This window comes from Nonomuraea sp. NPDC050536 (assembly GCF_044457685.1).
Lineage (GTDB): Bacteria > Actinomycetota > Actinomycetes > Streptosporangiales > Streptosporangiaceae > Nonomuraea.
In genome coordinates this window covers 476,524-501,311 of the sequence record NZ_JBITHD010000003.1, presented here as the reverse complement: position 1 = coordinate 501,311, position 24,788 = coordinate 476,524, and the positions used below count along the sequence as shown (strand labels likewise).

The following is a 24,788-nucleotide window of genomic DNA, read 5'->3' as shown; positions in this document are numbered from 1 at the left end:
CCGGGAACGTATCGGGCCTAAGACAACATTGGATCAAAATTTGCTCAATGAGCTGACCTGCGGCGGATCGCCGGCGCGAGCGCCAGCATGGCGACGGCCGAGGCCACGCCCACCCCGCCCATCGTGAACCACATCGCACCCTGTCCCAGCGCGAGCAGCCGGCTGCCCAGCATCGGCGCCAGCACCGCCGCCACCGACCAGGCGAACCCGAACAGCCCCGCGTACCGCCCCCGCAGATGCTCCGGCGCCAGCGCGGCCAGGATCGCCCCCGGGATCCCGGCCGTGATCACCTCGCCGACGGTCCACACCACGATCGTGCCCGCCAGCCAGCCCATGGACGTGACGAACGCGGTGAGCGCGAACCCGGCACCCATCACCGCCAGCCCGAGCGCGAAGGTCCGGGAGGGGTCGCGCCGTGCCAGCCAGTCCGACACCAGCGGCTGCACGACGACGATCAGGACCCCGTTGAGCGCCATGGCCAGCCCCAGCTCGCCGGTCGACAGCCCGGCGAACGTGGTCATCGCGACCGGCAGCATGGTGAACGTCTGGGTGTAGACGAAGGCGTTGCCCAGCACGACGAGCGTGAAGCCGATCATCAGCCGGTCGCGGAGCACCACACCGAACCCGCCGCCCACGTGCGAGGCCTCCGGCCGCGTCTCCGGCACCGCCCGCCACACCAGCAGCGCGAACACCAGGCTCGAGACCGCGTCGAACCAGAAGAGCCAGATGAACCCCGCTTCCGCGAGCCAGCCCCCGGCGGTCATCCCGACCGAGTAGCCGAGGTTGATCGCCCAGAACAGCAGCGCGAAGGCGCGTGGCCGCTCGGCGGGCGAGATCAGGTCGGCCACCAGCGCGTTCGAGGCGGGCCTGTAGGCGTCGACCACGAGCCCGAGCACGAACATCGACACGGTGATCGCGGGCAGTGTGGTGCTGTATCCCAGCGCCAGCATGCTCGTGGCACTGGCCAGCATGGATCCGGCCAGCGTCGCCCGTCGCCCGATCCTGTCGGCCAGGACCCCGGCGGTCAGCTGCGACATCAGCGAGCCGACGCCGTAGACGGTCATCACCAGTCCGGCAGCGGCCACCGACAGCCCGCGGGCCTGCGTCAGGTACACGCCGGTGAACGGCACCACCATCGTGCCCAGCCTGTTCACCAGCGAGCCCGCCCACAGGGCCCAGAACGGCCGGGGCAGCCCGCCCACCTTGGAACCCCAGAACGACGGCTTGTCCGCGAGAGCGCTTGTCACGCGTGCAAGCGTCAAGGGCGCGTATGCGTCCGCGCGAACGATTTAGTGCAGACTAAAAGCTGTGTCCGTGATGTGGGTGATGAAGCCGGAAGACGTGGCCAGGATCAGGTTCGCCTTCTCCCCGCTGTGGGAGCTGGTGGCCAGCCTCCGCACGCTGCAGGACCCGGCCCGCCAGTCGGTCCACCTGCCCTGGATCAAGGCCGTCCGCCCGCGCCTGGCGGAGCTGGACCTGGCCGAGCTGTTCGCGCTGGTCCCGCCCAAGGGCTACCTGGCCGACTTCCTCACCCCGCCGCCAGACACGCCGCTGCCCGACTTCGCCGCCGAGCTCGACCGGGTACGGCTGACGCCGCCCGACCGGGTCGTCCACGAGGTGCGCCAGGTCAAGAGCACCGCCCCCGCGATCATCGACCGCATCGTAGCCGATCCCGCGGGGGCCGTGGCCCGCGTGACCGAGGCGCTGCAGGCCTACTGGGAGTCGTGCTTCGCCGAGTTCTGGCCCCGCGTCTACGGGCTGCTCGAACGCGACGTGCTGCGCAGGTCGCGGCTGCTGGCCCAGGGCGGGGCCAAGGCGCTGTTCGCCGCGCTCGACCCCGCCGTCACCTGGACGGGGGAGCGGCTGCTCGTCGACAGGCCCTGGTGCTCGACCGGCGGGCTGCACGGCGACGGGCTCGTGCTGGTGCCCAGCGCGTTCTACTGGCCGTCGGTCGCGGTGATGTCGGCGCCCTACCAGGAGATGCTCGTCTACCCGGTGCTCGGCGTCGGCACGTTGTGGGAGCAGGGCCCGCCGCCCGCCCCCGGGGCGCTGGCGGCGCTCATCGGCCGCAGCCGGGCCCAGATCCTGCTCGCGCTGGCCGAGCCCAGCACCACCTCGGCGCTGGCTGGGCGGATGTCACTCACCCCAGGCGCGGTCAGCCAGCACCTGGGCGTGCTCAGCGACGGCGGGCTCGCGATCGGCATGCGCGTCGGCAAGCAGGTCCTCTACCGCCGCACCGCCAACGGCGACGCCCTGGCCGCCGGCGCCGCCTAACAGCTGCGCCTGACCGGGGTCGCCGCGATCGTCGGCAACGGGACCGCCCTGGCGCTGCCGTACAGGAAGACGTCGGAGCGCTGGATCCGGCCGGGCAGCAGGTCCAGGTCGCCGACCTGCTTGCGGTGGCCGCGCACGTCGGTGACGCGGAAGGTGAACGGGCCGTCGCCGGCGCCGTTCCTGGCCGCCCAGGAGCCGTCCGCGCGCCGCTTCATCGCCCGCCAGCGGTCATGGACCCGCACGTCCACGCTGCGCAGCGGGTTGCCGTGATCGACCACCTGTACGGCGAGCCGGTCCGGCGTGGATCCCTGCTTGATGCGGAACCCCAGGGGCTCGCGCAGCTGCGGATCCTTGACCTGGCGGTAGGTCACCGCGGTGACCGGGCGTCCCGGCTCGGCGATGCGGCCGTAGGCCGCCCGGCTCAGGTCCACCTCGCCGGCCCTGCAGTCCGCGCACGCCCCGGTGATCTGCACGCGGACCGTGCCACGTGGTCCCGTGACGTCCAGGTAGCCGCCGCACGCCGCGGCGCCGCCGTACTCCTGGGACGAGACCGTCGCGTACAGGGCGGCGGGCAGGTCGGCGGGCAGGGCCGCGCACGTGACGGGAGTGGCCGCGCAGGCCGGGGCGCGGGCCAGGTACAGCAGCCACAGCACGGCGCCGGTCACGCCGAGCATGGAGATCGTGGTAAGCCCTCGCCGTCGCCGTTTCCTTCTGTGCCGCGCCACGTTGAGTACATAGCGAAACCGGACCGTCACGTTACGTGTATCTGTTGGACTCCAGCAGCCAGTCGAGGTGGGCGCGGGGCGCGGCCAGGTAGGCGCAGGCGACCTTGCTGACGTCCCTGGACTGCTGGGGCGCCAGGGCGTCCAGCGGGACGCGCTTGGCGGCCCGGTGCATGTCGTGGCAGCGCTCGACGATCCTGTCCAGCACCCAGGCGACCGCCTCGCGCTGGTCCATGCGCAGCTCGTGCATCGCGATGACGACGAGGTTGTGCTGGTCGTCGCGCTCCTTGGCGCGTGAGGTGATGTCGTTGCACCAGGCGGTGGCGTCGATGCAGGCGTCCACCAGCTCCTGCCACGGCTCGGTGCCGTGCAGCCAGGCCGGCACCTCCACCCGCAGGCAGGGCTCGACCAGGTCGAACAGGTACGGTCCCACGGTGCCGCGGCGCAGCGCCGGATACTCGGCCAGCGTGGGCACGCGGCCGGTGACCCGGTTGGCCGCCTCGTCGCGGCAGGCGTCGTGCTGGCGGCGCAGGTTGAGCGCGAAGCGGGCCCGCCACTGGTCGCTCATCCTGGCGCTGGTGACCCGCCACAGGTCGGCGAAGGCGGCCTCGATCGGGTGCCCGCAGGCGCCCTGCAGGATGCCCTGGAACAGGTTCAGCGGCCTGGCGCCCTCGTCCAGCTCGTCGTCCAGGTTGAACAGCCAGGTCAGCCACTGCGCGAACAGCGCCGCCGCGGCGGCGTCGAACTCGGCGAACACCCGCCCGGCGATGCGGTGGAAGCCGACGCCGGGATCGGCCTGCATGCCGGTCCTGCGGGCCCAGTCGATGACGGCGGCCTCGATGGCGTACACCGAGGGGTGCATCCGGCTCGGCACGCCCATCGCGGGCACCCGGTCCGTCAGCGGCAGCAGCGCCTCGGCGGGAGAGGTGCCCCTGCGCGGCGCGGGCAGCAGCGGCCTCTTGAGCACGGACCGCAGCGCGGATTTCACGGAAGCGATCATTACAGGGGCCCGAAGAGCCAGTTGCCGATGGCATGCGGGTCGTCGAGGGTGTAGTACTGCCAGGCGGCCAGGACCAGCTCGTCGGTGGTCAGCGCGCCCCTGCCGGTCCTGTCCAGCCGGTCGAAGGCCTCGTCCACGTCGTCGTAGGCGGTGCCGAACGCCGTGATCATGATGCGGAACTCCCGGGGCCCGATCAGCCCGTCGCAGTCGTGGTCGGCCAGCTCGGCCAGCGCCTCCGTGGCCGGCTTGAACACCCGATCGTAGCGGTCGCCGGAGACGAAAGCCCAGGTCATGCCGGCACGGAACTCCTCGCGCGAGAACCTCGAGTCGCCGTCGCGATCCAGCGCCTCCGCCAGGCTCCGCCAGATCCCGTCGAAGCCGTCCACGATCCTGCTGCCGGCCACCGAGGTGGGCGACTCCCCGAAGCCCACCAGGATGCGGGCTCCCAAGCCCAGCACGTCCTCCCGGTCGATCTCACCGTCGCCGTCGGCGTCGATGTGGTCGAAGGCGCGATCGAGCTTGTGATCAAGCAGGTCGATGGCCACGTTGCCTCCCCCGAGACTGATCTGCGTGATCACATTAGGTCGGGCCGGGCGCTTTGTCAGTGAGGCACGCACCGGTGAGGCTCGTAACGTGTGTGAAACACTGGCACGGCATTCTGGTACTTGACCAGTACTGTCTTCTCGAGGGGATGCCTTGGACCGCCAGCAGGAGTTCGTGCTCCGCACGCTCGAGGAACGCGACATCCGATTCATCCGGCTGTGGTTCACCGACGTGCTCGGCTTCCTCAAGTCCGTGGCCATCGCGCCGGCCGAGCTGGAGGGCGCCTTCGCCGAGGGCATCGGCTTCGACGGCTCCGCCATCGAGGGCTTCGCCCGGGTCTACGAGTCCGACATGCTGGCCAAGCCCGACCCGTCGACGTTCCAGATCCTGCCCTGGCGCAGCGAGACGCCGGGGGCGGCGCGCATCTTCTGCGACATCCTGATGCCCGACGGCTCGCCCTCGCACGCCGACCCGCGCTGGGTGCTCAAGCGCACCCTGGCCAAGGCCGCCGACATGGGCTTCACCTTCTACACCCACCCGGAGATCGAGTTCTTCCTGCTGAAGAACCGGCCCGAGCAGGGTGAGCGGCCCGAGCCGATCGACTCCGGCGGCTACTTCGACCACACCCCGCACAGCTCCGGCCACGACTTCAGGCGCCAGGCGATCATGATGCTGGAGTCCATGGGCATCTCGGTGGAGTTCAGCCACCACGAGGGCGCGCCCGGACAGCAGGAGATCGACCTGCGCTACGCCGACGCGCTCACCACGGCCGACAACATCATGACCTTCCGCCTGGTCATGAAGGAGGTCGCGCTGGAGCAGGGCATCTGGGCCTCCTTCATGCCCAAGCCGTTCACCGAGCACCCCGGCTCCGGCATGCACACCCACATGTCGCTGTTCGAGGGCGACCGCAACGCCTTCTACGAGGCCGGCGCCGAGTACCAGCTGTCCAAGACCGGCCGCTCGTTCATCGCCGGGCTGCTGCGGCACGCCGCGGAGATCACCGCGATCACCAACCAGTGGGTCAACTCCTACAAGCGGCTGTGGGGCGGGGCCGAGGCCATCGCCGGGCAGGGCGGCGAGGCGCCCTCCTACATCTGCTGGGGCCACAACAACCGCTCCGCCCTGGTGCGGGTGCCCATGTACAAGCCGCACAAGGGCGGCTCGACGCGCATCGAGTTCCGCTCGCTCGACTCGGCCTGCAACCCTTATCTGGCCTTCGCCTTGATTTTGGCCGCGGGACTGAGGGGGATCGAGCAGGGGTACGAGCTGCCGCCGGCGGCGGAGGACAACGTCTGGACCCTCACCAGCGCCGAGCGCCGCGCCCTGGGCATCCAGCCGCTGCCCGGGTCGCTCGACGAGGCGATCAGTGTGATGGACCAGAGTGAGCTGGTGGCCGAGACGCTGGGGGAGCACGTCTTCGACTTCTTCCTGCGCAACAAGCGCTCGGAGTGGCGCGACTACCGCCGCACCGTCACCGAGTTCGAGCTCGGCCGCTACCTGCCGGTTCTCTGACACCACCTCGCCCGCCCGCGGCGGGTCGGAAACCGGTGGGAGACGTGTCAGATGTGTCGCTAGTGTCGTGGTATGTCTGGTGAGTATGCCGAGGTCTTCCGGTGCTTCGGGATCCCCCCGCAGGAGTCGATCTACCCCTACGCGCCGGTGTTCCGCGGCGACGGCGTGGCCGTCAAGCGGACCCACTCCGCCGAGGGCATGGGCCGCTGGGTCGGGCGGCTCGCCTCGGCCGGGTTCCCCGTGGTGACCCCGGTGGCGGGGCCGCACAGGATCGGCGAGTACGACTGGGTGGCCTATCCGTGGATCGACGGACGCGGGTACGCGTGCACTCCGGAGGACATCGCCGCCGCCGGAACGCTGCTCGGCCGGCTGCACGCGCTGGGGGCCGAGCCCGCCGGGCTGAACGACTTCAGCTGGCCCGACCGTGACGCCGGCGTCGTCGAGGAGGACGTCGCCGGGCTCGACAAGGCCATGAGCACCTACCGTCCCGAGCTGCGCGAGGAGGTGCTCGCGCGGCTCGCGCCGCTGCTGCGCGGGTTCATGGATGCCGAGCTGCCGGCCGTACGGCAGGCGGGGTTGCCGTGGGTCGACGCGAGCATGGACTTCAAGGCGAACAACCTCGTCTACACCGAGGCCGGGCCGGTGCTCATCGATCCGGACAACGGGGAGCGGGTGCCGCGGGTGCTCGATCTGGCGCTGGCCGTGCTGCTGTTCCACAACGACCTGGGGGATCGGCTGTTCACCGCGCAGGAGTGGGCGGTGTTCGCGCGGGCGTACCTGGGGGAGGTGGAGCTGACCGCGGACGAGCGGCGGCTGTGGCCGGTGGCGCTGCGGTACATGCTCCTGGAGTGGGGCGTGTGGACGGTCGTCAACGGCCTGGAGACGGGGGACTGGGACGATCCGCGGCAGGCGTCCTTCCTGACGGACCTGGTGACCGTCGATCTCTCGCGCTTCGATCTGTCAACCTCGGGTTGACGCTTCTCTAGCGTCAACCTAGAGTTGACGATATGAAGGTGCTGCACTACGTCGTGGTCGTCCTCATCTTGGTCGGGATCGTCATGGCCGCCCTGTAGCGTGGGTCGATGGTCATCGACAAGGTCGCGTGGATCCGCATCGAGGACGGACGGGTGCTCAGCACGCGCTCGCGCGGCAAGGACGTCTACTACCTGCCCGGCGGCAAGCGCGAGCCGGGGGAGAGCGACGTGCAGACGCTGGTGCGGGAGATCTCGGAGGAGCTCGCGGTAGCCATCCTGCCCGGCACGGCCACCCACGTCGGCACCTACTCGGCCCAGGCGCACGGCCAGACGGACGGGGTCGTCGTCCAGATGACCTGCTACAGCGCCGACTACGAGGGCACGCCGGTGCCCAGCAGCGAAATCGAAGAGGTCGTCTGGCTCACCTACGCCGACCGCCACCGCGTCGCCCCCGTCGACCAGCTCATCTTCGACACCCTCAAGTCCACCGGCCAACTCACCTGACGCCACCCCACTCTCCCAGCCTTCGCCAGTAGCCGCGGACCACTCGCACACCAGCTGCAGCCGCAGCGGTTAGCGGGGCGCTCAGGGGAGGGGGTGGTGCATGGCCAGGCGGGGGCCGAGGGTGTGGAGGCCCGCGTCGATCTCCGCCTGCCAGTGGGCGTGGAGGCCGGGGCCCCACTGCGCCGCGGGGAACTCGGTGAAGCCGTGGCGGGCGTAGAAGGGGGCGTTCCACGGGACATCGCGGAAGGTGAGAAGGGTGACGCCGGGCGAGCCCTGCGCGGCGGCCGCCGCGAGGACCGCCGAGACGAGGGCGCCGCCGATGCCCCGGCGGCCGTGCTGGGGGAGGACCGCCAGCTGCTCGAGGTGGACCCGGCCGTCCAGCTCGATGATGCCGGCGAAGCCGACCGGCGGGTCTCCGGCGACCCAGACGGGCGCGCCCTGGGCGATGACCTCCTCGATCACCGGCGCGCCGTCGGGGAAGACGATGCCGACCTCGTGGAAGACGCCGTCGCAGACGCGCTCGATGTCCGGCAGCGCCGCCAGGTCGCGCGGCTCGGCGGGGCGGATGGAGACGGTCACGCGACCGGACGTTACCGCACAACGTGACGAGCTCGTACGGGCGGGACCGGGCGACGCCGTGGCCCCGCCGTACGGCGTGCTAGAAGTAGCGCGGGGTCAGGTCGGTTGTGGGCCAGCTGGTGACGGCGTCGTGGGCCTGCCACAGCAACTGGTCGATGGCGTCGAAGTCGAGCGAGCCTTCCTCTTCCCGGCGGTTGAACTGGACGCACCAGGTCACCCCGAGCGCGTTGCGCACCAGGAAGGTGAAGGTGCCCGGCATCGACCCGCTGTGCCAGGTGTTGCGGCCGCTGCCCCAGGTGCGCACGTACCACCCGGCGCCGTACCAGGACCCGTCACTGCTCACGCCGATCTCCGGCTTGGCGAAGGCCCGCGAGATGGACGTGGCGTTGAGCACGGAGTTCGGGGCGTCGAACACGCCCGCCCACCTGACCATGTCGACCGCGGAGGCCAGCCAGCCGCCGTTGGCGTCCTGGTTGGGCATGTTGAAGCCGCCGTAGGGATACGGAACGGTCGTGCCCGAGTCGTTCACCACGATCTTGGTGGTGTACTTCGACTGGTAGCCGACCTCGGCGGTGGACATCTCCGAGCGCAGGCTCTTGCCGAGCCGCATCCGGGTGATGCCGCGCGGGGCGAGCAGCTTGGAGCGCACGTACGCCTCGTAGCTCATGCCCGACACCTTCTCGATGACCCGGCCGAGCAGCATGTAGCCGTAGTTGCTGTAGGACATCTTGCTGCCCGGCGCGAAGTCGAGCGGCTTGCCCGTGACGTACTTGATGATGTCGGCGTGGCTGATCGGGAAGCCCTGGTCGAGCGAGGCCGCGATCGTCTGGTCCAGCCAGAGCGGGTCCTTGCTGACATCGCGGTCCCAGCCGCCGGTGTGCTGCATGAGCCGCCACAGCGTCACCTGCTCCAGGCGCTGGTCCGCCGCCGACGACAGGCCGAGCAGCTTGGTGATCGGCGTGGTGAGCGTGAGCTTGCCGTCCTGGGCCAAGCGCAGGATGGCGGCCGAGGTGATGTTCTTGCTCAGGCTGGCGATGCGGAACAGCGACGTCGGCTGCACCGTCGCCATCGACGCGCCATTCGGGCTGTAGACGCCGTAGCCCCGAGCCGCCAGGATCTTGCCCTTGCGGGCGATCGCGAGCTGACCGTTGGTGATGCTCCGGTCGGTCATGAACTTCTGGACGGTCTTGTCGAAGCTGGCCAGCTGTGACGGCATGACACCGCTCGTCACCAGCGTTGCCGCCTCTGCCTGCTCGGGCAGGGCTCCCAGCGCGATCGCGGGCACGGCCGCGGCGCCCGCCTTGAGCAACGTCCGCCGGCTGAGCATCGTCACTTCCAACCCCTAAGTCACATTGGCCACAGTTGACCACGCATCTTACGGGATGTCGAAAGTGTGTGCTGGCGGGTGGAACGGTGCGACGCCCTGAGTGCCCCTTCCCCGACGAGAACGAATGATCGCGGATCGGGAAGTTTCGGGCAGGGTGGTGATGTTGTTCACGTGTGGGGTACCCCGTGGTCTCGGTAAACACCCCACCCCGTAAAATCGGCCTGTTTCTATCGGTATTTGTGGTCTTAGCGCCCCTTTGGGGCGATATGGAGGATGTCGATGACGACGGCTGCCCTGCAGACCGTGTTGACCGTTCCAGAGCGTTTCCGCGGGCCCGCCGCGGTGGCCAACGGCGGCTGGATAGCCGGCACCATGGCCGACGCGCTCAACGGCCACCGATCAGCCGTCGAGGTCACCCTCCATGCTCCCACGCCACTGGAGACCGAACTCCGCCTGGAGCACGTGGCCAACACCGTCACCCTCTCCGACGGAGACAAGCTGCTCGTCGAGGCGTTCCCCGTGGCCGAGGACCTGGAGGCGCCGGACTTCGTGTCCTTCACCGACGCGGCCAGGGCCGAGGCGGGCTTCCCCGGCTGGCACGGCCACGCCTTCCCCGAGTGCTTCGTCTGCGGCCTGCGCGAGCCCGGTGACGGCCTGCGCGTCTTCCCCGGTCCAGTCGAGGGCACGAACCTGGTGGCCGCCGGCTGGCGGGTGCCCTTCACGGTCGCCGACGAGGACGGCGTGCCCGCCGCGATCGTCGGCGCCGCGCTCGACTGCGTCACGGGCTGGGCCCACTTCGCACCCGGCGAGTCCGCGCTGCTCGGCAGGCTCGCCGTGCAGATCCACCGGCGCGTCTACGCCGGCGGAACGTACTCGGTGGTCGGCGAGGCGACCGGCCGCGACGGCCGCAAGCTCTTCGGCCGCAGCGCCATCTACGAGAACGACGGCGCCCTGGTCGCCTCCGCCCGCGCGACCTGGATCGCCCCGCGTTAGGTTCCGCGGGTCAGGTGGTGAGGCGGTCGGCGACGAGGGCGGCGCAGCGGTCGTCGAAGAGGATCGTGTAGTGGTTGCAGTCGGGGACGAGCTCGTCCCGCAGCTCCGGCAGCCGCGCGGTCCAGGCGGCCGCCAGCGCGTCCGGGTGCATCCCGACGTCCTGGTTGAGCAGCCCGCGCGGCGCCCGTAGCAGGTGGAGCGGCGACTTGACGGCCTCGAGCGCCGCCCCGATCGCGGCGTCCTCGGTGAGCAGCCAGCGGCCGTCCTGCCTGACCGCCTCCGGCACCGCCCGCGAGCGCAGCGCGCCCTCGGGCCCGGTGACGTCGTACCTGACGTACTCCTCGACGAGCGGGCTCCAGTGCCCGGCGAAGGCCGGGTGCGCCTTGAAGAAGTCCACGTAGGCCTCGACCGACGGGAACGTCTTCGTCAGCCGGGCCAGCGCCGGGCCGAGCGTGGTCTCCAGCACCTCGTCCGGATCGGCGTCGGGCATCAGTGGCATCGGCAGCCCGCCGTCGACCAGGACGACCCTGGCGAAGTTCCGCTGCGCCCCGGCCAGCGCGGCCACGTAGGCGCCCATCGAGTGCCCTGTCAGCACCGCGTCGGCCCCCGCCCCCACGTGGTCGGCCACGCGCAGCACGTCAGCCGCGTGCCTCGGCAGCCCGTACGGCCCGGCCAGCCCCGCGCTGTGGCCGCGGCCCGCCAGGTCCATCGCGACCAGCGACCAGCCCTCGGGCAGCTTGCCCGCCACGGCCTTCCACGCCATGAGCGAGGCGGTGATCCCGTGTACCGCGATGACCAGCCGCTCGCCCTCCCCGAACCGCGCGATCCGCATCCCGTCGACGTCGTCGATTCTCATAACCGGATCCTAAGGACTGCTCCCCGGCTTATAGGGATAAATTACGCACATGCGGATCACCGTGATCGAGCACGAGGCCGATGCCGGGCTCGGGTACCTCGAGAGCTGGCTGGGGCTGGAGTGCGACGTCGTCCGGCCGTACCTGGGAGAGACAGTTCCCGAGCGGGCCGCCGACGGGCTCATCGTGCTCGGCGGGGCCGCCGACGCCTGGGACGACGAGCACTCACCCTGGCACCCGGCCACCCGTGACCTGCTGCGGAGCGCGGTGGACGAGGGCACGCCCACGCTGGCGATCTGCCTGGGCGCGCAGCTGATGACGATGGCCTGCGGCGGGGTCGTCGGGCGCGGCGGCAACGGCCTGGAAGTCGGCCTGCGCGAGGTGCGCCCGCTGCCGGCCGCCGCCTCCGACCCCGTGCTGTCAGGGGCCGGTACGGCTGTCGCCATCCAGTACCACCAGGACGCCATGACCCGGCTCCCGGAGGGCGCGGTGCCGCTCATGACCGGGGACCAGTATCCGAACCAGGCCTACCGGCTCGGCGAGGCCGCGTGGGCGGTCCAGTTCCACCCCGAGGCGACCCCCGAGATCTTCACCGCCTGGACCTCCGCCGCCGGCCTGGACGGCGCCGAGGACTTCAACGCCGAGGTCAAGGCCGCCGAGGACCGCCTCGTCGCCACCTGGCGCCCTGTCGCGGAGGCCTTCGCCGAAGTCGTCAGAACCACCGCTCCCGCCTAGCCCGCCGCCCCGCACGGCCGGGAGCCCGGTGGGACAGGGCGTGGGCCGCCGCGTGGACGCCGGCCGTGACCAGGGGGAAGATCACCAGACCTGCCACGGTCGAGCAGGTGCCGCCCGTGGGGACCCCGGCGGCCTTGAGGCGTCGCCAGGCCCACCACGAGAAGGGCAGCACCACCAGCGGCGCCGTGACCACGCCCGGCGTGTAGCCGCGGGCGGCCGCCGCCTGCGCCAGGTGCACCACCCCGTGCAGCCCGAAGGCTGCCAGCACCGCCTGGAAGGCGGGACTGCGCCCGCCGGTGCGCGCACCGAGCGCCGACGCGCCCGCCATGACGCCGCCCATCAGCCCGATCGCCACGTTCACGTGCCGCTGCGACACCTCCAGCCGCTCCCAGGGAACCCACGGGAACCGCGCCCCGAGCCGGTCCGAGGCCGTGCGTGACCACGAGGCCATCGTGGCCAATTCCTCCGCGTCGTGCACCATCCAGGCCGCCAGCATCCCCCACGTCACCGCCGCGGGAACCCTCTCACCCATACGCCCTCCCTCGACACTATATGCAACGCAACGTTGCGTTGCATACTCATCTTACGGCAGGGCTGCGAAGATGGAAGCGTGCCCAGGATCGAGTCCACCGCAGCCCGCCTGGCCAAGCTCGGCTTCGCCGACGGCGCCCGGGCCGCCCGTCTCGTCGAGGCCGCGGGGGTCGACCTGGACGACCTGCTGCCGGCGCTGGTCGGCGCCGCCGATCCTGACCTGGCGCTGACCTCGCTGACCCGGCTGGCCGAGCGTGATCCGGCCGTCCTCGACGCCATCCGCGCCGACGAGCGCGTCCGTGGCCGCCTGCTGGCCGTGTTCGGCGTGAGCGCCGCCCTGGGCGAGCACGTCATCCGGCATCCCGGCCACGTGGGGCTGCTCGCCGTACAGGATCTGCCTGATCCGCGCACGGACCTGCTGCGCGCTGTCGGCGCCGAGCCCGCCGACAGCGATCCGCGGGCGGGCGAGGCGGATGCGCTGGTGGCGTTGCGGGTGGCCTACCGGGGGCGGCTGCTGCGGCTGGCGGCGCTGGACCTGACGGGCGAGCTGACACTGAACGAGGTGACCGGCGAGCTGTCGGACCTGGCCGGCGCCGCGCTGGAGGGCGCGCTGGCGATCGCGCGGGCCGAGGTGGGCGACGATGACGTACGGCTGGCCGTCATCGGCATGGGCAAGTGCGGCGCCCGTGAGCTGAACTACATCAGCGACGTGGACGTGATCTTCGTGGCCGAGCCGCGCGACGGCGCCGACGAGACCAAGGCGCTGCGCACCGCCACCCGGCTCGCCCAGGCGACGATGCGGGCCTGCTCGGCCGCCACGCCCGAGGGCGCGCTGTGGGAGGTCGACGCCGGGCTGCGCCCTGAGGGCCGGTCGGGGCCGCTGGTGCGGACGCTGGCCAGCCACCTGGCCTACTACCGGCGCTGGGCCAAGACCTGGGAGTTTCAGGCGCTGCTGAAGGCCAGGCCGGTCGCGGGCGACAGCGAGCTGGGCGAGGCGTACGTGTCGGCGGTCAACGAGCTGGTCTGGTCGGCCGCCACCCGCCCCAACTTCGTCGAGGACGTGCAGGCGATGCGCCGCCGCGTCGAGGAGCACGTGCGCGCCGAGGGGGAGCGTGAGCTCAAGCTCGGGCCGGGCGGGCTGCGTGACATCGAGTTCGCGGTGCAGCTGCTGCAGCTCGTGCACGGACGGCTCGACCCGCTGCTGCGCCGCCGCGCCACGCTGCCCGCGCTGGCCGCCCTGTCCCGCGGCGGCTACGTCGGCCGCGACGACTCCAAGAGCCTGGCCGAGGCGTACACGTTCCTGCGCCAGGTCGAGCACCTGCTGCAGCTGCACCGGCTGCGCCGCACTCACCTGCTGCCCACCGCGCCCGAGGACCTGCGCAGGCTCGGGCGGGCGCTCGGCACGCAGACCGACCCGGTCGGCGAGTTCACCGCCCGGTGGAAGCGGCACGCGAGGGAGGCCAGGCGGCTGCACGAGAAGCTGTTCTACCGCCCGCTCCTGCAGGCGGTCGCCCGGCTGCCGGAGTCGGAGGCGCGGCTGTCGACCACGGCGGCGGCCGCCCGGCTGCAGGCGCTGGGATACGTCGACCCCGAGGGCGCGCTGCGCCACCTGGCCGCGCTGACGACGGGCGTGTCCAGGCGGGCCGCGATCCAGCGCACGCTGCTGCCGGTCATGCTCGGCTGGTTCGCCGACTCGCCCGACCCCGACGCGGGGCTGCTCGGGTTCCGCCAGATCAGCGACAAGCTCGGCACCACCCCCTGGTACCTGCGGCTGCTGCGTGACGAGACGGCCGTGGCCGCCCGGCTGGCCCGCGTGCTCGGCACCTCCCGCTACGCCACCGGCCTGCTCATGAACGCGCCCGAGGCCGTCGCCATGCTCGGCTCGGACGAGGACCTCGCCCCCCGGCCCGCCGACGCGCTGCTCGGCGAGCTGTCGGCCGCCGTCTCACGCCACGGGGGCGGCGCCGAGCCCGCCGTCGCCGCGGTGCGCGCCGTACGCCGCAGAGAGCTGTTCCGAACGGCTGTCGCCGACGTCTCCGGGCTGCTGGAGATCGAGCGCGTCGGGGTGGTGCTGTCGGCGCTCAACGACGTCACCATCCAGGCCGCCCTGGACGTGTCGCTGGCCAAGGTGGCCGCCGAGCGGCGCGCGCCGGTGCCGACCAGGTTCGCGGTCATCGCGATGGGCCGGCTGGGCGGGATGGAGTGCTCCTACGCCAGCGACGCCGACGTGATGTTCGTTCACTCGCCGCTCGGCGACGAGCGGGAGGCCACGGACGCGGCCTTCGCGGTGGCCAACGAGCTGCGCCGGCTGCTGGCGCTGCCCGCCCCTGACCCGCCGCTGATCGTCGACCCCGACCTGCGGCCCGAGGGCCGCCAGGGACCGCTGGTGCGCACGCTGGCCTCCTACCGGGCCTACTACGCGCGCTGGTCCTCGCCGTGGGAGTCGCAGGCGTTGCTGCGCGCCCGCTTCTCGGCCGGCGACGCCGCGCTCGGCGCCGAGTTCGCCGCGACGGCGGACGAGATCCGCTACCCCGCGGGCGGGCTCAGCGAGGAGGCGGTCCGCGAGATCCGCCGGCTCAAGGCCCGCATGGAGGCCGAGCGCCTGCCCCGCGGCGCCGACCCGGCCCTGCACACCAAGCTCGGACCCGGCGGCCTGTCGGACGTCGAATGGGTGGCGCAGCTGCTGCAACTGCGCCACGCGCACGACCGCCCCACGCTGCGCACGCCCCGCACCCTGCAGGCGCTGCGCGCGGCCGTCGCCGAGCGGCTGCTCGACCCGGCCGACGAGGCGATCCTGGCCGAGGCCTGGAGCTTCGCCTCCCGCATCCGCGACGCCATCATGCTGGTCAAGGGCCGCCCAGGAGACAGCGTCCCCGCCGACGCCCGCGAACGGCTGCGCCTGGCCCAGACGCTCGGCTACCCGCCGGACGGCTCGGAGGACTTCCTGGACGACTACCGCCGTGTCACCCGGCGGGCTCGTCAGGTGGTGGAGCGGGCCTTCTATGGCTCGTGAGATAGTCCTGCGACCAGGTGATGAGCTTGTGCCCGGCTCCCAGCGTCCGCTCTGCCAGTTCCAGAACCTCCTCGCACAGGCGGATCGCCGTGTCCGTGTCCCCGGTCTGCGCGTAGAGCATGGCCAGCACGTAGCGGGAATTGAGCGTGAACAGGTGGGTGGGCCCGCTGATCCGCTCGGAGTGGGCGAGCGCCTGCTCGCGTAGCGCGATTCCACGCTCGAGGTCACCCGAGTCCGCGTAGGCGGAGGACAGGTCCTCCTCCTGCCTGACGATGTCATCGTGGTCGGGGTCGAGGGTGCGCCGGAAGTCGGCGAGGATGCGCTCATGGAGGGCGATGGCCTGCTCGTACGCGCCCGTGTCTCCGTAGGAGTTGGCGAGGCGGCGATGGGCGCGCAGGGTCTTGCGGTGATCGGGGCCGAGCGTGCGTTCGTAGTGGGCGACAACGCTCTCGTGCAGGGGAACCGCGAGCTCGTGCTGCCCCGAGTCGTCGAGTGACCTGGCCACGTCGCTGCGTGCTTCCACGGTCTCCTCGTCATCGGGACCCGCTATCCGCTCCCACTCGGCCAGGACGTGCCGGTACAGCCGCAGGGCCTCCTGCTCGTCGTCCATGACCCCGTAGGCGTCGGCCAGATCGCTGATGGCATACAGGGTCAGCCGGTCGTGGGGACCGAGTACGCGCTCGCAGTCGGCCACGTTCTGCATGGTCAGCTCGAGAGCGCGGGCGGGATCGTCGTGGTGGGTGACGTGCTTGGCGTACCAGGACCGGACACGCAGCAGCCAGATCGGCGGGTGGTCGCCGGAGTGCGCGTGGACGACCTCCGCCTGCGTCATCAGCTTGCCCACGCTGTCGGGGTCGCCCCAGGTCGCATGCCCCAGCCAATAGCCCCTGAGGATCTCGGCCGTCGCCTCCAGGGCGGCGGGGAGGCGGGACGGGTCGCGTTCCCTGAGGGCGCGCTGGGTGACGCGGTGCATGACCACGGCCCTGCGGTCCTGGCTCCAGGTCAGCAACGACCTGCGGACCAGCGCCACCAGGACGTCCTCCGTGTCGTCGGGCAGCATCTCCCGGGGCACCCCGTCGGGGGAGAGCACGGAGAACACCGACAGCAGCTCTCCCGCGCCGGCGATCGACGACTCGGCCGCCTCCACGGCCAGCAGGATCGCGCGGACGGCGCTGTCGGGGTAGGCGTCGCCCTCGATGCCGCGCAGGCCCTGCGCCAGTGGCTTGGCCCGCAGGACGCGCAGGTACCCGGCATAGGTGAGGCCGCGCTCCTCGATCATCGCGCCCGCCTGGGCCAGTGCGAGCGCCAGCTGCCCGAGCTCGGCGGCCAGCTCCGCGGCCCCCGGAGGATCGTCCAGCCCCGTCACCCTCGCCAGGAACGCCACGGACTCCTCCGAGGTGAACACCTCGACAGGGACGGCCGCGCCCAGGCGGTCGAAGGCCCGGTTGCGGGTGGTGATGACGACCTGGGTACTGCCGGTGGCCGGGACCCAGCGGCGCAGGTCGGCCACCTGCTCGGCGTTGTCGAAGACCACCAGGCAGGGCTTGGTGGCCGCGGCCAGCCAGTCGCGGGCGCGCTCGGCCGCCTCCGCGGCCGTGTCCTGCGGCCTGCGGATGCCGAGCCGGTCGGCCAGGCGGGCCAGACCGCCGGCGATGCCCTCCCGCTCCTCGGCGTGGATCCAGGCCACCACCTGGTAGCCCGCTGCCTGGCACTCCCTGGCGTGCGCGGCGGCCATCGTGGTCTTGCCCACGCCGGGAGCGCCGCTGACGGAGCGGACCACCGTGACCCGGTCGTCGGCCCGCAACCCCGCCATGATCTCCGGGCGCTCCTGGAAGGACGGCGGACGCTGGGGGATCTCGCCGACCACGAGGTGGCTGGGCGGGCGGCGGCCCAGGTTCACCACGTTGTGGTCGCCGGGGATCACCACCGCACCCTCGCCGACGGATCCGGTGGCGACGGAGCGGTCGCCGGACGCGCCTTCTTGGGGCATGGCTCAGGATTTCACGACTTCGCCGCCCGCGACGGCAAGTCACCCGCCCAGGTGCGGCCTGCCCGACGTTGATCACGTTCCGGTCGCCCGTAATCACGACCGCGCTGTCGCCTATCGTCCCTGCCGCGACGGAACGCTCGCCTGAGGCGGTCGTCCCCGCAGCCTCGCAACGGTCGCCGGATGCGTCTCGGGGCATGGCCCACGATGGTCGCGCGAGCCGTACATGCGCAAGAGAGTGGCGAGGAGTGCCCCGGCAGGTGTATCAAAGCGCGGGGTGATCCATTTTGATATCTGTTTACGTTGATCTGGCGCTGGGCCTGGTGCTCACGTTCCTGCTGCTGTCGTTGCTGGTGAGCGGGCTGAACGAGGGGATCGTGCGGATGCTGAGCATCCGCGCCAAGTTCCTGTGGGCCTATCTGAGGGACACCCTGGACGGCACCGACGCCCAGGGACGGTCCTGGCTGCCCGCGGGAGTCAAGGACGTCTTCGCCGTGCTGCCGTTCGTGCGCGACCCGCGACCGAAACACAGCGACCAGCCGGCGCCGCCCGAGTCGGAGCTGCCCGCGCACGAGAACAAGGCCGAGGACGCCATGACGAACCTGCTCTACGAGCGGGTCCGCGAAATCGACCACCCCAAGACGGGCAAGACCAGCATCGCGAACATCCCGCCCGAGCGCTTCGCCACGGCCGTGATGGAGCTGGCCGCGAGCGAGGAGGGTGGCGTCGACGCGTTCCTGAACAGGCTCAAGGCCATGAACAGCCCGCTGTACGGCCACCTCAAGGGCGTGTGGGACGCCGCGCAGCGCGACATGGAGCGCTTCAGGGAGGGCGTGACCACCTGGTTCGACAGCGAGATGCAGCGCCTGTCGATGCTCTACAAGCGGTACGTCAAGTGGGCGGTCGCCGTGCTCGGCCTGGTGGTGGTGCTGCTGTTCAGCGCCGACGGGCTGGAGTTCGCCAAGACGCTGCTGCGCGACAACGCCTTCCGCGCCTCCGTCAGCGCCGTGGCCGCCTCGGGCGAGGACGCCTACACCGACCTCAAGACGCAGTGCCAGTCGCAGCAGCCCGTCACCTGCATCACCGACACGCTCAGCTCGCCCGCGCTGGTCAAGGTGCTCGACCACGGGATCGTCAGCGTCGACATCCCGGCCGAGGGCGACCCCGGCATCAAGTGGAACGGCGGCCAGTGGTGGAGCCGGATCACCACGCTCAGCCACTGGCCCGGCTACCTGCTGACCTACGTGGCGCTGCTGTTCGGCGCGCCGTTCTGGTGGGACCTGTTCAGGCGCATCACCGGACTGAAGTCGAGGAGCTAGGATCTGACTTCTCCCCCCCGCTCGGACAGACGGGGAGTTGTCATGAGGTCTCTGGTCGTGCTGGCACTCGTGGCCGGCTGCGGGGTGAGCGCCGCCGCCGCACCGGTGCCGCAGGTCGTGGGCAAGGGGCTGGCGGTCGCCGACGACGAGCTGTCCGCGGCCGGGTTCAGGCGGATCAGAGCGATCGACGTCAGCGGCCGCGGCCGGATCGTGCTGCTGCGCCGCGACTGGCAGGTGTGCGGCCAGCACGCCGAGGCCGCCGAGATCCGGCTCGACGTGGTCAAGGTCGGCGAGGTGTGCCCCGGCGCCGTGGCCGAGCCCGCCGCGCCCGGCCTGATGCCGGACTTCACCGGCGAGAGCGTCCGCGTCGCCAAGGACTCCCTGCCGCCCAGGACCAGCATCAAGATCCAGGACGCCACCGGCAGCAACCGGCTCACGCTCATGGACACGGCCTGGCGGATCTGCCGCCAGACCCCGCCGGCGGGCGAGCGCCTCCAGGGCCGCCCCGTCCAGCTCTGGGTCGTCAAGTACGGCGAGCGCTGCCCGAGCCCGCCCGCCAGGGCTAGCCGCTGAGCGCGTAGAGCACGTCGCGCAGGGAGGACTCGCGGCTGCGCAGCCAGACCAGGCGCAGCGCCAGCGCGGGCGCGTCGAACCCGAGCGGCACCAGCCCTCCCGAGGCCAGATCCGCCTCCACCGCGAAGTCGGGCAGCAGGGACCTCCCGAGTCCCTGCCTGCTCCACTCCCGGGCGGTGGAGATGCTGGTCAGCTCCCTGCGCGGCACGTCCACGGGGAAGATCCGGTCGACCGCCATCCTGATCGAGCAGCCCGGCGGCGTGGTCAGCAGCGTGTCCTCCTCAGACTCCGGCGCCGCCACCATGATCAACGACACCTCGCCCACGTCGAGGAAGTCCAGGTCGGCAGGCGGATCGAAGCCCAGCCCGCCGATCCGTGTCCCCGAGTCGAGCAGCAGCGCGGCGTCCAGCCCGCCTCCCGCCACCTCCGCGAGCAGCTCGCGCCGCGGCAGCGCCCGCACGTCCACGTCCAGGTGTGACAGCTTGCGCACCACGGCCGGCAGCCGGGTCGCGACCAGGCTCTCCAGCGCTCCGACGCGCACCCGCCGCCGGGTGCCCGTCACGGCCAGCCGTACCTGCTCGGCGTGGTCGAGCAGTTCCTGGGCGTGGGAGAGCAGGATGGCGCCCTGCTCGGTGAGCCGCATGCCCTGCGGGGTCCGGTCGAACAGCTTGACCTGCAGCGTCCCTTCCAGCCTGCGGATCTGCTCGGAAACCGAGGCGGGCGCGAGGCCGAGCGCGGTGGCGGCGCCGTTGACGCTGCCGGTCCCGGCTACGGCGACAAATCCCCGCAACTGTCGCAATTCCACACAGCCAGCATACGGTTCCGCCTGATGCCCCCGGCGGCTCGGCCTGTTGAGCGGGAGGGCCGCCTTTCCGCAGGCTGGAGGCATGATCTCTCCCCGGCGATTCCTGGGATTCTCCCTTGCCTACTTCCTGGTGCTGCTCGACACGACCGCGCTCACGATCGCGTTGCCCGACCTGCGCGCCGACCTCGGCGGGACGCTGGCCGGCCAGCAGTGGGCGGTCAACGCCTACACGGTCGCCTTCGCCGCGGCGCTGCTGACCGGAGGGGCGGTGGCCGACCGTTACGGTGCGGCACGCGTCTTCCGCGTCGGCGTGGCCGCGTTCGGGGTGCTGTCGCTGCTGAGCGCCGCCGCGCCGGTGCTCGGGGTGCTGGTCGGGCTGCGCGCGTTGCTCGGCGTGGCGGGCGCGCTGTGCCTGGGCGGTTCGCTGGCGCTGGTGGCCCAGCTGTACCCCGAGGCCGGCCGCCGGGCCAGGGCGATGGGCGGGTGGGCGGCGATCACCGGCGCCGCGCTGGCCGCGGGGCCGCTGCTCGGCGGCCTGCTGGTCGGCCTGTACGGCTGGCGGGCCGTGTTCCTGATCAACCCGCCCATCGCGCTGCTGTCGCTGCTGGCCGTACGGGGGCTGCGTTCGCCCGCGGGCGGGCGGCGGATCGACTGGGCCGTCCAGGTCCTGGCGTGCGCCCTGCTCGGCCTGCTCGCCGAGGCGCTGGTCGACTCCTCGGTCCTGGCCGGCGTGCTGGCGGCGGCCGCGCTGATCGGCCTCGTGCTGGTGGAGCGCCGCAGCCAGGCGCCCGCGCTGCCGGGCGGCCTGCTGCGGGCCACGTGGCGGGAACTGCTCGCGGGCACGGTGGCCAACTTCGCCTTCGCCGGCGCGCTGTTCGTGCTCACGCTGCGGCTGCAGGACGGCGAGGGGCTCTCGCCGCTGGCCGCAGGGCTGGCGTTCCTGCCGCTCACGCTGCCGATGGCGGTCAACCCCGTGCTCACCGGCCGGATCGTCGCCAGGATCGGAGCGCGCCCGCCGATCCTGGCCGGCCTCGCCCTGCTCGCGGCCGGCCTGGCGGGGCTGGCGCTGACGGACGTGCTGATCCCGTGGCTGGTGCTGACGGGCCTCGGCCTGTCGTTCTGTCTCCCCGCCCTGGTCGCCGGCATGGTCGCCGCCGCCCCCGCGGGTACGGCCGGTACCGCCGGCGGCGTACTCAACGCCGCCCGCCAGGTGGGCGCCACCGTCGGCGTCGCCGTCCTGGCCCGCGTCCCGAGCCCGCTGACGGCCGCCGCCGTCCTCGTCGCGCTCGCGGCCCTGTCCTACGCCGTGAGAGGCCGGGCCGTGATGCTCCACCGCGAGAAGAGCGCGCTGTAGGTTGTTGCGATGCGGCCCAAGCTGTCCCTGTCCCGATACCGGACGCTGCGCGGCAGACACCCGGAGCTGTTCGCCAACCCGCCGGGAGCCGGCACCATCATCCTGGCCGCTCGCGATGACTCGTTCGGCGTGCGGTACAAGGACCGCTACGTCACGCTCGTGCGGGATCGCGTACGTTTCCCCGACGGGACGACGGGCGCCTACATCCGGATCCTGCACACGTCGGGGATCGGCGGGGCGGCGATTCTCCCCGTATGCGATGGCAAGGTGGTCCTCGTCCGGCATTTCCGGCACGCGACCAGGCGGCGGCACTGGGAGATCCCCCGGGGGTTCGCCGACAGCGGCGAGAGCTTCGAGCAGACGGCCAGGCGCGAAACCCGCGAAGAACTCGGCACGGACGGGATGCGCGTGCGCGAACTCGGCCGCATGCACACCGACACCGGCCTCATCGGCACCGAGGTGGCGCTGTACTGGGCCGAGCTCGACGGCCCGGTCACCGGGTACGACGCGGGGGAGGGCATCGACCAGGTGCGGCTGGCCGGCCCGGAGGAGATCGACTCGATGCTGGCGCGGGGTGAGATCACCGACTCCTTCACCCTGGCCGCCATCCTGCACGCCAGGCGGTTGCGGCTGAGCCCCTTTCAGTAGTCGGCGGGTCCCTCCTCGCCCTCCACGGTGGCGTCCGTCCGCTGGCGCCGCCGTACCTCGGCCGCCGTCTCCTCGCTCACGTGGGCCTCGAACTGAGCCACCAGGTCCCGCCAGAACCGCCCCGCCCTGACGTCGGTCCGTCCGGTCAGGACCTGCGTGCGCGTGTCGAGGGCCTTGCCGAAACGGGCGGACCGCCGCCGTCGCTCCAGCGCGCGCAGGCCGAGGCGGATGGTCACGGTCGCCGCCTCGCCGGCCGCCGTGGTGGCCACCGCTCCCGCGACGACGATGTGGACCCCGTGCGGTCCGGTCGAGAACTCGAGCAGCGCGCCCGCCACGTCGACGCTCGCGACCAGCGCGAACGAGCGGGCCATGGGCAGGGGCTTGTCGGGACGTGCGCGGCCGACCGCGATCCGGGTGGTCTCCGAGAGTAGGTCCACATAGGCGGCGATCACCGCCGGCGCCCCTCGCCGCGGGTCGTCGAACCTGCCGAGCGGATCCCGCAGCAACCCCTTCATCAGCGCGACGTAGTCCGTCCACTGCCTGCTCGCCCGTACGTCCACCACGTCGCGCAGGGACAGCTTGGCGAACGTGTCCAGGTAGAGGTCCTCCGACACGACTTCGAACGCCAGACCGCGGAGCAGCTCCCCGATCTGTTCCGCGCTCACCTCCTGGGGACCGTGGCCCAAGCTCTCCCACTCCTGCAGAGTGGAACGGTGCAACGCGCCGGCAGGAGTGAGCGCGAGTGTTTCCAGCGCGACCGCCATGTTGACGCTGTGCGTGAGGTCGATCAGCTGTTTGACGTAGGCGGTGAACGGCCTGCCCCGGTCGAATCTGCCCAGGATCGGCTCGCTACGGTCTGCGGTCAGGAACTCCTTGTACATGGTTTCGCGCGTGGCGACCTGGTCGTCCACCGACAGTTGCACGCAGCGGGCGGCCACGTCGGCCAGCCTGCGTTTGATCGCGTGCGCCGTGTCGAGGTCCACCCCCAGGTCGCCGGCCAGCGTGGGGCCGTACAGGTTGACCAGCGTCTGGGCCTTGCGGGTGAACTCGCCCGCCAATCGCTGCCTGATCAGGTCGCCGTTGCGCCTGTCGTCGCCCCAGGAGAGCCGCAGGCTGTGCACCTCGGCCTCCTCGGCCGTGGCCGCCCAGGCATCCCAGCCCTGCTGCATGAAGGCGTAGTGGGGCGCGTGCTGGCCGACCAGGAAGGCGGGCGGCTCCACGGGTGTCCGCTCGGCCAGCAGCATCTGCACGATCGCGCCCTGGTCGAGCAGTTCGATGAAGCCGGCCCGGTTGGGCGCACCGGGAAGGAAGTCCTCGAACAGCACCGGGTTGTTGTAGAAGAAGGACCTGTTGATCACGACCTGGGTGCTGTTGATCAGCGAGCGGATGTACTCGCCGCGTACCGCCGCACGCAGCCGCGCCCGTACGTCGGAGAACTCGAGTCGCCTGTCGATCATCTCGTGCAGGAGGTCAGGGGGAACCCACTGGTTGTCCAGTGACTGGGCCACGACCGCCATGGCGTCGACGTCGCCGGTCTCCAGCTTGCGGAATCGGATCGCCATAGCCGCGTATCGAGTGCCGGATGTCCCGCGTTACCGCGCGCGGTCGTCGCGATCGCCCGGCTAGGGGCTTCGGCGGGAGGCGCGCCACATGGTGTGTTCGCGGCTGATGGCCTCCTCGGCGTCGCTCGCCTCGCTCGCCCAGGCCTGCTCGTCCTTGACCAGCTCCAGCCGGGAGCGCACGATGGACAGCTCGTTGGCGGCGAAGGAGTAGGCCCTGGCCAGCGTGTCGTGCTGTTTGATCGCCAGCCACGCCACGCCGACGCCGATCATCGCCGCGACGATGCCCGCCAGGTCGAACCTGATGGAGCCGAAGGCGCGCAGCAGGGCGGTCAAGATGCCGAGGACCTCGACGGCGACCAGCGTGAGCCCCCACGCGCGGGCGCGGCTCTGGTTCCACCGCGCCTTGCGGCTGTACCAGCGCTGCTGGTCGACGATCCGCTCCTGGACGTAGGCGCTCCTGCGCCTGTCCAAAGGGGAGGCGCGCAGGTCGCGCATCGCCTGGCTGATGGCGGGTTCGGTGCTCGGCGCGATGCCGGTGGCCGGCGCGTCGTTCAGCAGGTGGTCCAGCTGGTCGATCAACCGCGTGTCGGTGGCGGTCTCGTCGCCGCCCGTGGGGAACGGGTGCGCGCCGACCGCATAGCGCCAGGCGACCGTCTTGGCCGACTCGGCCAGCGCCCGCCCGTCGTACCAGGCCTGCTCCGGCTTCTCGGTCAGCAGCCAGATCTCCACGAACGCGGTCGCCGTCAGCGCGACCGCGGTGCCCGCCGCGGCCACGTCGAAGGTGCCCCCGCCGACCTGGAGGCTCAGCGCCCCACCCGTCGCCGCCAGCAGCACGAAAGCCAGCCGCGTGCGGGATGCCGTCAGGTAGCGGCGCTGCCCGGCGAGCGAGGTCTGGTCGGCGGCCTGGAACAGGCCGGGGAGGGACGAGTCGGTCAGCTGCGTGCTCTCACCGGCCAGCGACATGACCCGGAATCTA

At 71.7% G+C, this 24,788-nt stretch carries 23 protein-coding genes; 11 read left to right on the top strand and 12 right to left on the bottom strand.

The features are described 5' to 3' along the window. Positions 1-44: 44 nt before the first annotated feature. On the bottom strand, positions 45-1,247 hold the full coding sequence (locus ACIBHX_RS12340; protein WP_397066822.1) for an MDR family MFS transporter: 1,203 nt from the start codon (positions 1,245-1,247) through the stop codon (positions 45-47). A 70-nt stretch (positions 1,248-1,317) separates the two neighbouring features. On the opposite strand from ACIBHX_RS12340, the gene ACIBHX_RS12335 reads away from it, so the two are divergent. Next, positions 1,318-2,274 (top strand): DUF5937 family protein, encoded by a 957-nt coding sequence (locus ACIBHX_RS12335; RefSeq protein ID WP_397067081.1) that lies wholly within the window; start codon positions 1,318-1,320, stop codon positions 2,272-2,274. On the opposite strand, the gene ACIBHX_RS12330 is transcribed toward ACIBHX_RS12335, so the two are convergent. The 3 genes from ACIBHX_RS12330 to ACIBHX_RS12320 all read right to left on the bottom strand — a co-directional run bounded on the left by ACIBHX_RS12330 (position 2,271) and on the right by ACIBHX_RS12320 (position 4,541). Further along, positions 2,271-2,948 (bottom strand): expansin EXLX1 family cellulose-binding protein, encoded by a 678-nt coding sequence (locus tag ACIBHX_RS12330; RefSeq protein WP_397066821.1) that lies wholly within the window; start codon positions 2,946-2,948, stop codon positions 2,271-2,273. The genes ACIBHX_RS12335 and ACIBHX_RS12330 overlap by 4 nt on opposite strands. Positions 2,949-3,030: 82 nt before the next feature. Further along, a complete protein-coding gene (locus ACIBHX_RS12325; protein WP_397066819.1) occupies positions 3,031-3,984 on the bottom strand; it encodes a terpene synthase family protein in 954 nt (317 codons plus the stop codon). 11 nt (positions 3,985-3,995) lie between these two features. After that, a complete protein-coding gene (locus tag ACIBHX_RS12320; protein ID WP_397066817.1) occupies positions 3,996-4,541 on the bottom strand; it encodes an EF-hand domain-containing protein in 546 nt (181 codons plus the stop codon). 151 nt (positions 4,542-4,692) lie between these two features. Here ACIBHX_RS12320 and glnA point away from each other — a divergent pair, with 151 nt between their 5' ends. The 3 genes from glnA (at position 4,693) to ACIBHX_RS12305 (ending at position 7,532) form a co-directional block, all read left to right on the top strand. Then, positions 4,693-6,054: a type I glutamate--ammonia ligase gene (glnA, locus tag ACIBHX_RS12315; protein WP_397066815.1), complete on the top strand. Its 1,362-nt coding sequence runs from the start codon at positions 4,693-4,695 to the stop codon at positions 6,052-6,054. 72 nt (positions 6,055-6,126) lie between these two features. After that, complete coding sequence (locus ACIBHX_RS12310) at positions 6,127-7,029, top strand: phosphotransferase (RefSeq protein WP_397066814.1); 903 nt, start codon at positions 6,127-6,129, stop codon at positions 7,027-7,029. A gap of 107 nt (positions 7,030-7,136) precedes the next feature. After that, positions 7,137-7,532, top strand: coding sequence for an NUDIX domain-containing protein (locus tag ACIBHX_RS12305; RefSeq protein WP_397066813.1), 396 nt, complete (start codon positions 7,137-7,139; stop codon positions 7,530-7,532). A gap of 81 nt (positions 7,533-7,613) precedes the next feature. Here ACIBHX_RS12305 and ACIBHX_RS12300 read toward each other — a convergent pair whose 3' ends face one another. After that, positions 7,614-8,111, bottom strand: a complete 498-nt coding sequence (locus ACIBHX_RS12300; protein ID WP_397066811.1) for a GNAT family N-acetyltransferase — start codon at positions 8,109-8,111, stop codon at positions 7,614-7,616. A gap of 79 nt (positions 8,112-8,190) precedes the next feature. Next, positions 8,191-9,438 carry a serine hydrolase domain-containing protein gene (locus ACIBHX_RS12295; RefSeq protein ID WP_397067080.1) on the bottom strand — a complete coding sequence of 416 codons (1,248 nt, stop codon included), beginning with the start codon at positions 9,436-9,438 and terminating at the stop codon, positions 8,191-8,193. Between the two features lie 279 nt (positions 9,439-9,717). Between ACIBHX_RS12295 and ACIBHX_RS12290 the strand changes: the two genes are divergently transcribed. Further along, positions 9,718-10,431, top strand: coding sequence for a PaaI family thioesterase (locus ACIBHX_RS12290; RefSeq protein WP_397066810.1), 714 nt, complete (start codon positions 9,718-9,720; stop codon positions 10,429-10,431). A gap of 10 nt (positions 10,432-10,441) precedes the next feature. On the opposite strand, the gene ACIBHX_RS12285 is transcribed toward ACIBHX_RS12290, so the two are convergent. Then, on the bottom strand, positions 10,442-11,287 hold the full coding sequence (locus ACIBHX_RS12285) for an alpha/beta hydrolase (RefSeq protein WP_397066808.1): 846 nt from the start codon (positions 11,285-11,287) through the stop codon (positions 10,442-10,444). Between the two features lie 49 nt (positions 11,288-11,336). On the opposite strand from ACIBHX_RS12285, the gene ACIBHX_RS12280 reads away from it, so the two are divergent. After that, positions 11,337-12,020 (top strand): type 1 glutamine amidotransferase, encoded by a 684-nt coding sequence (locus ACIBHX_RS12280; protein ID WP_397066806.1) that lies wholly within the window; start codon positions 11,337-11,339, stop codon positions 12,018-12,020. On the opposite strand, the gene ACIBHX_RS12275 is transcribed toward ACIBHX_RS12280, so the two are convergent. Beyond that, complete coding sequence (locus tag ACIBHX_RS12275; RefSeq protein ID WP_397066804.1) at positions 11,998-12,552, bottom strand: HXXEE domain-containing protein; 555 nt, start codon at positions 12,550-12,552, stop codon at positions 11,998-12,000. The two genes, ACIBHX_RS12280 and ACIBHX_RS12275, sit on opposite strands and share 23 nt — an antisense overlap. Before the next feature lie 78 nt (positions 12,553-12,630). Between ACIBHX_RS12275 and ACIBHX_RS12270 the strand changes: the two genes are divergently transcribed. Next, positions 12,631-15,564, top strand: coding sequence for a bifunctional [glutamine synthetase] adenylyltransferase/[glutamine synthetase]-adenylyl-L-tyrosine phosphorylase (locus tag ACIBHX_RS12270; RefSeq protein ID WP_397066802.1), 2,934 nt, complete (start codon positions 12,631-12,633; stop codon positions 15,562-15,564). Here the strand turns inward: ACIBHX_RS12270 and ACIBHX_RS12265 are convergent. Further along, the gene (locus ACIBHX_RS12265) at positions 15,515-17,554 is read right to left on the bottom strand and encodes a tetratricopeptide repeat protein (RefSeq protein ID WP_397066800.1); all 2,040 of its coding nucleotides are present in this window, start codon (positions 17,552-17,554) and stop codon (positions 15,515-15,517) included. The genes ACIBHX_RS12270 and ACIBHX_RS12265 overlap by 50 nt on opposite strands. 284 nt (positions 17,555-17,838) lie before the next feature. Between ACIBHX_RS12265 and ACIBHX_RS12260 the strand changes: the two genes are divergently transcribed. Together ACIBHX_RS12260 and ACIBHX_RS12255 are read left to right on the top strand one after the other, a co-directional pair. Continuing rightward, a complete protein-coding gene (locus ACIBHX_RS12260; RefSeq protein WP_397066799.1) occupies positions 17,839-18,870 on the top strand; it encodes a hypothetical protein in 1,032 nt (343 codons plus the stop codon). Between the two features lie 42 nt (positions 18,871-18,912). Further along, on the top strand, positions 18,913-19,443 hold the full coding sequence (locus tag ACIBHX_RS12255) for a PASTA domain-containing protein (protein ID WP_397066797.1): 531 nt from the start codon (positions 18,913-18,915) through the stop codon (positions 19,441-19,443). On the opposite strand, the gene ACIBHX_RS12250 is transcribed toward ACIBHX_RS12255, so the two are convergent. Beyond that, entirely contained in the window at positions 19,433-20,248 is an 816-nt protein-coding gene (locus ACIBHX_RS12250; protein ID WP_397066795.1) for a LysR family transcriptional regulator, read from the bottom strand. The genes ACIBHX_RS12255 and ACIBHX_RS12250 overlap by 11 nt on opposite strands. Before the next feature lie 82 nt (positions 20,249-20,330). On the opposite strand from ACIBHX_RS12250, the gene ACIBHX_RS12245 reads away from it, so the two are divergent. After that, entirely contained in the window at positions 20,331-21,602 is a 1,272-nt protein-coding gene (locus ACIBHX_RS12245) for an MFS transporter (protein WP_397066793.1), read from the top strand. A 9-nt stretch (positions 21,603-21,611) separates the two neighbouring features. Next, positions 21,612-22,250 (top strand): NUDIX hydrolase, encoded by a 639-nt coding sequence (locus tag ACIBHX_RS12240; RefSeq protein WP_397066791.1) that lies wholly within the window; start codon positions 21,612-21,614, stop codon positions 22,248-22,250. Here the strand turns inward: ACIBHX_RS12240 and ACIBHX_RS12235 are convergent. Together ACIBHX_RS12235 and ACIBHX_RS12230 are read right to left on the bottom strand one after the other, a co-directional pair. Next, complete coding sequence (locus tag ACIBHX_RS12235) at positions 22,244-23,812, bottom strand: hypothetical protein (protein ID WP_397066789.1); 1,569 nt, start codon at positions 23,810-23,812, stop codon at positions 22,244-22,246. The genes ACIBHX_RS12240 and ACIBHX_RS12235 overlap by 7 nt on opposite strands. A gap of 60 nt (positions 23,813-23,872) precedes the next feature. Next, entirely contained in the window at positions 23,873-24,775 is a 903-nt protein-coding gene (locus ACIBHX_RS12230; RefSeq protein ID WP_397066787.1) for a DUF4231 domain-containing protein, read from the bottom strand. Positions 24,776-24,788 lie beyond the last annotated feature (13 nt).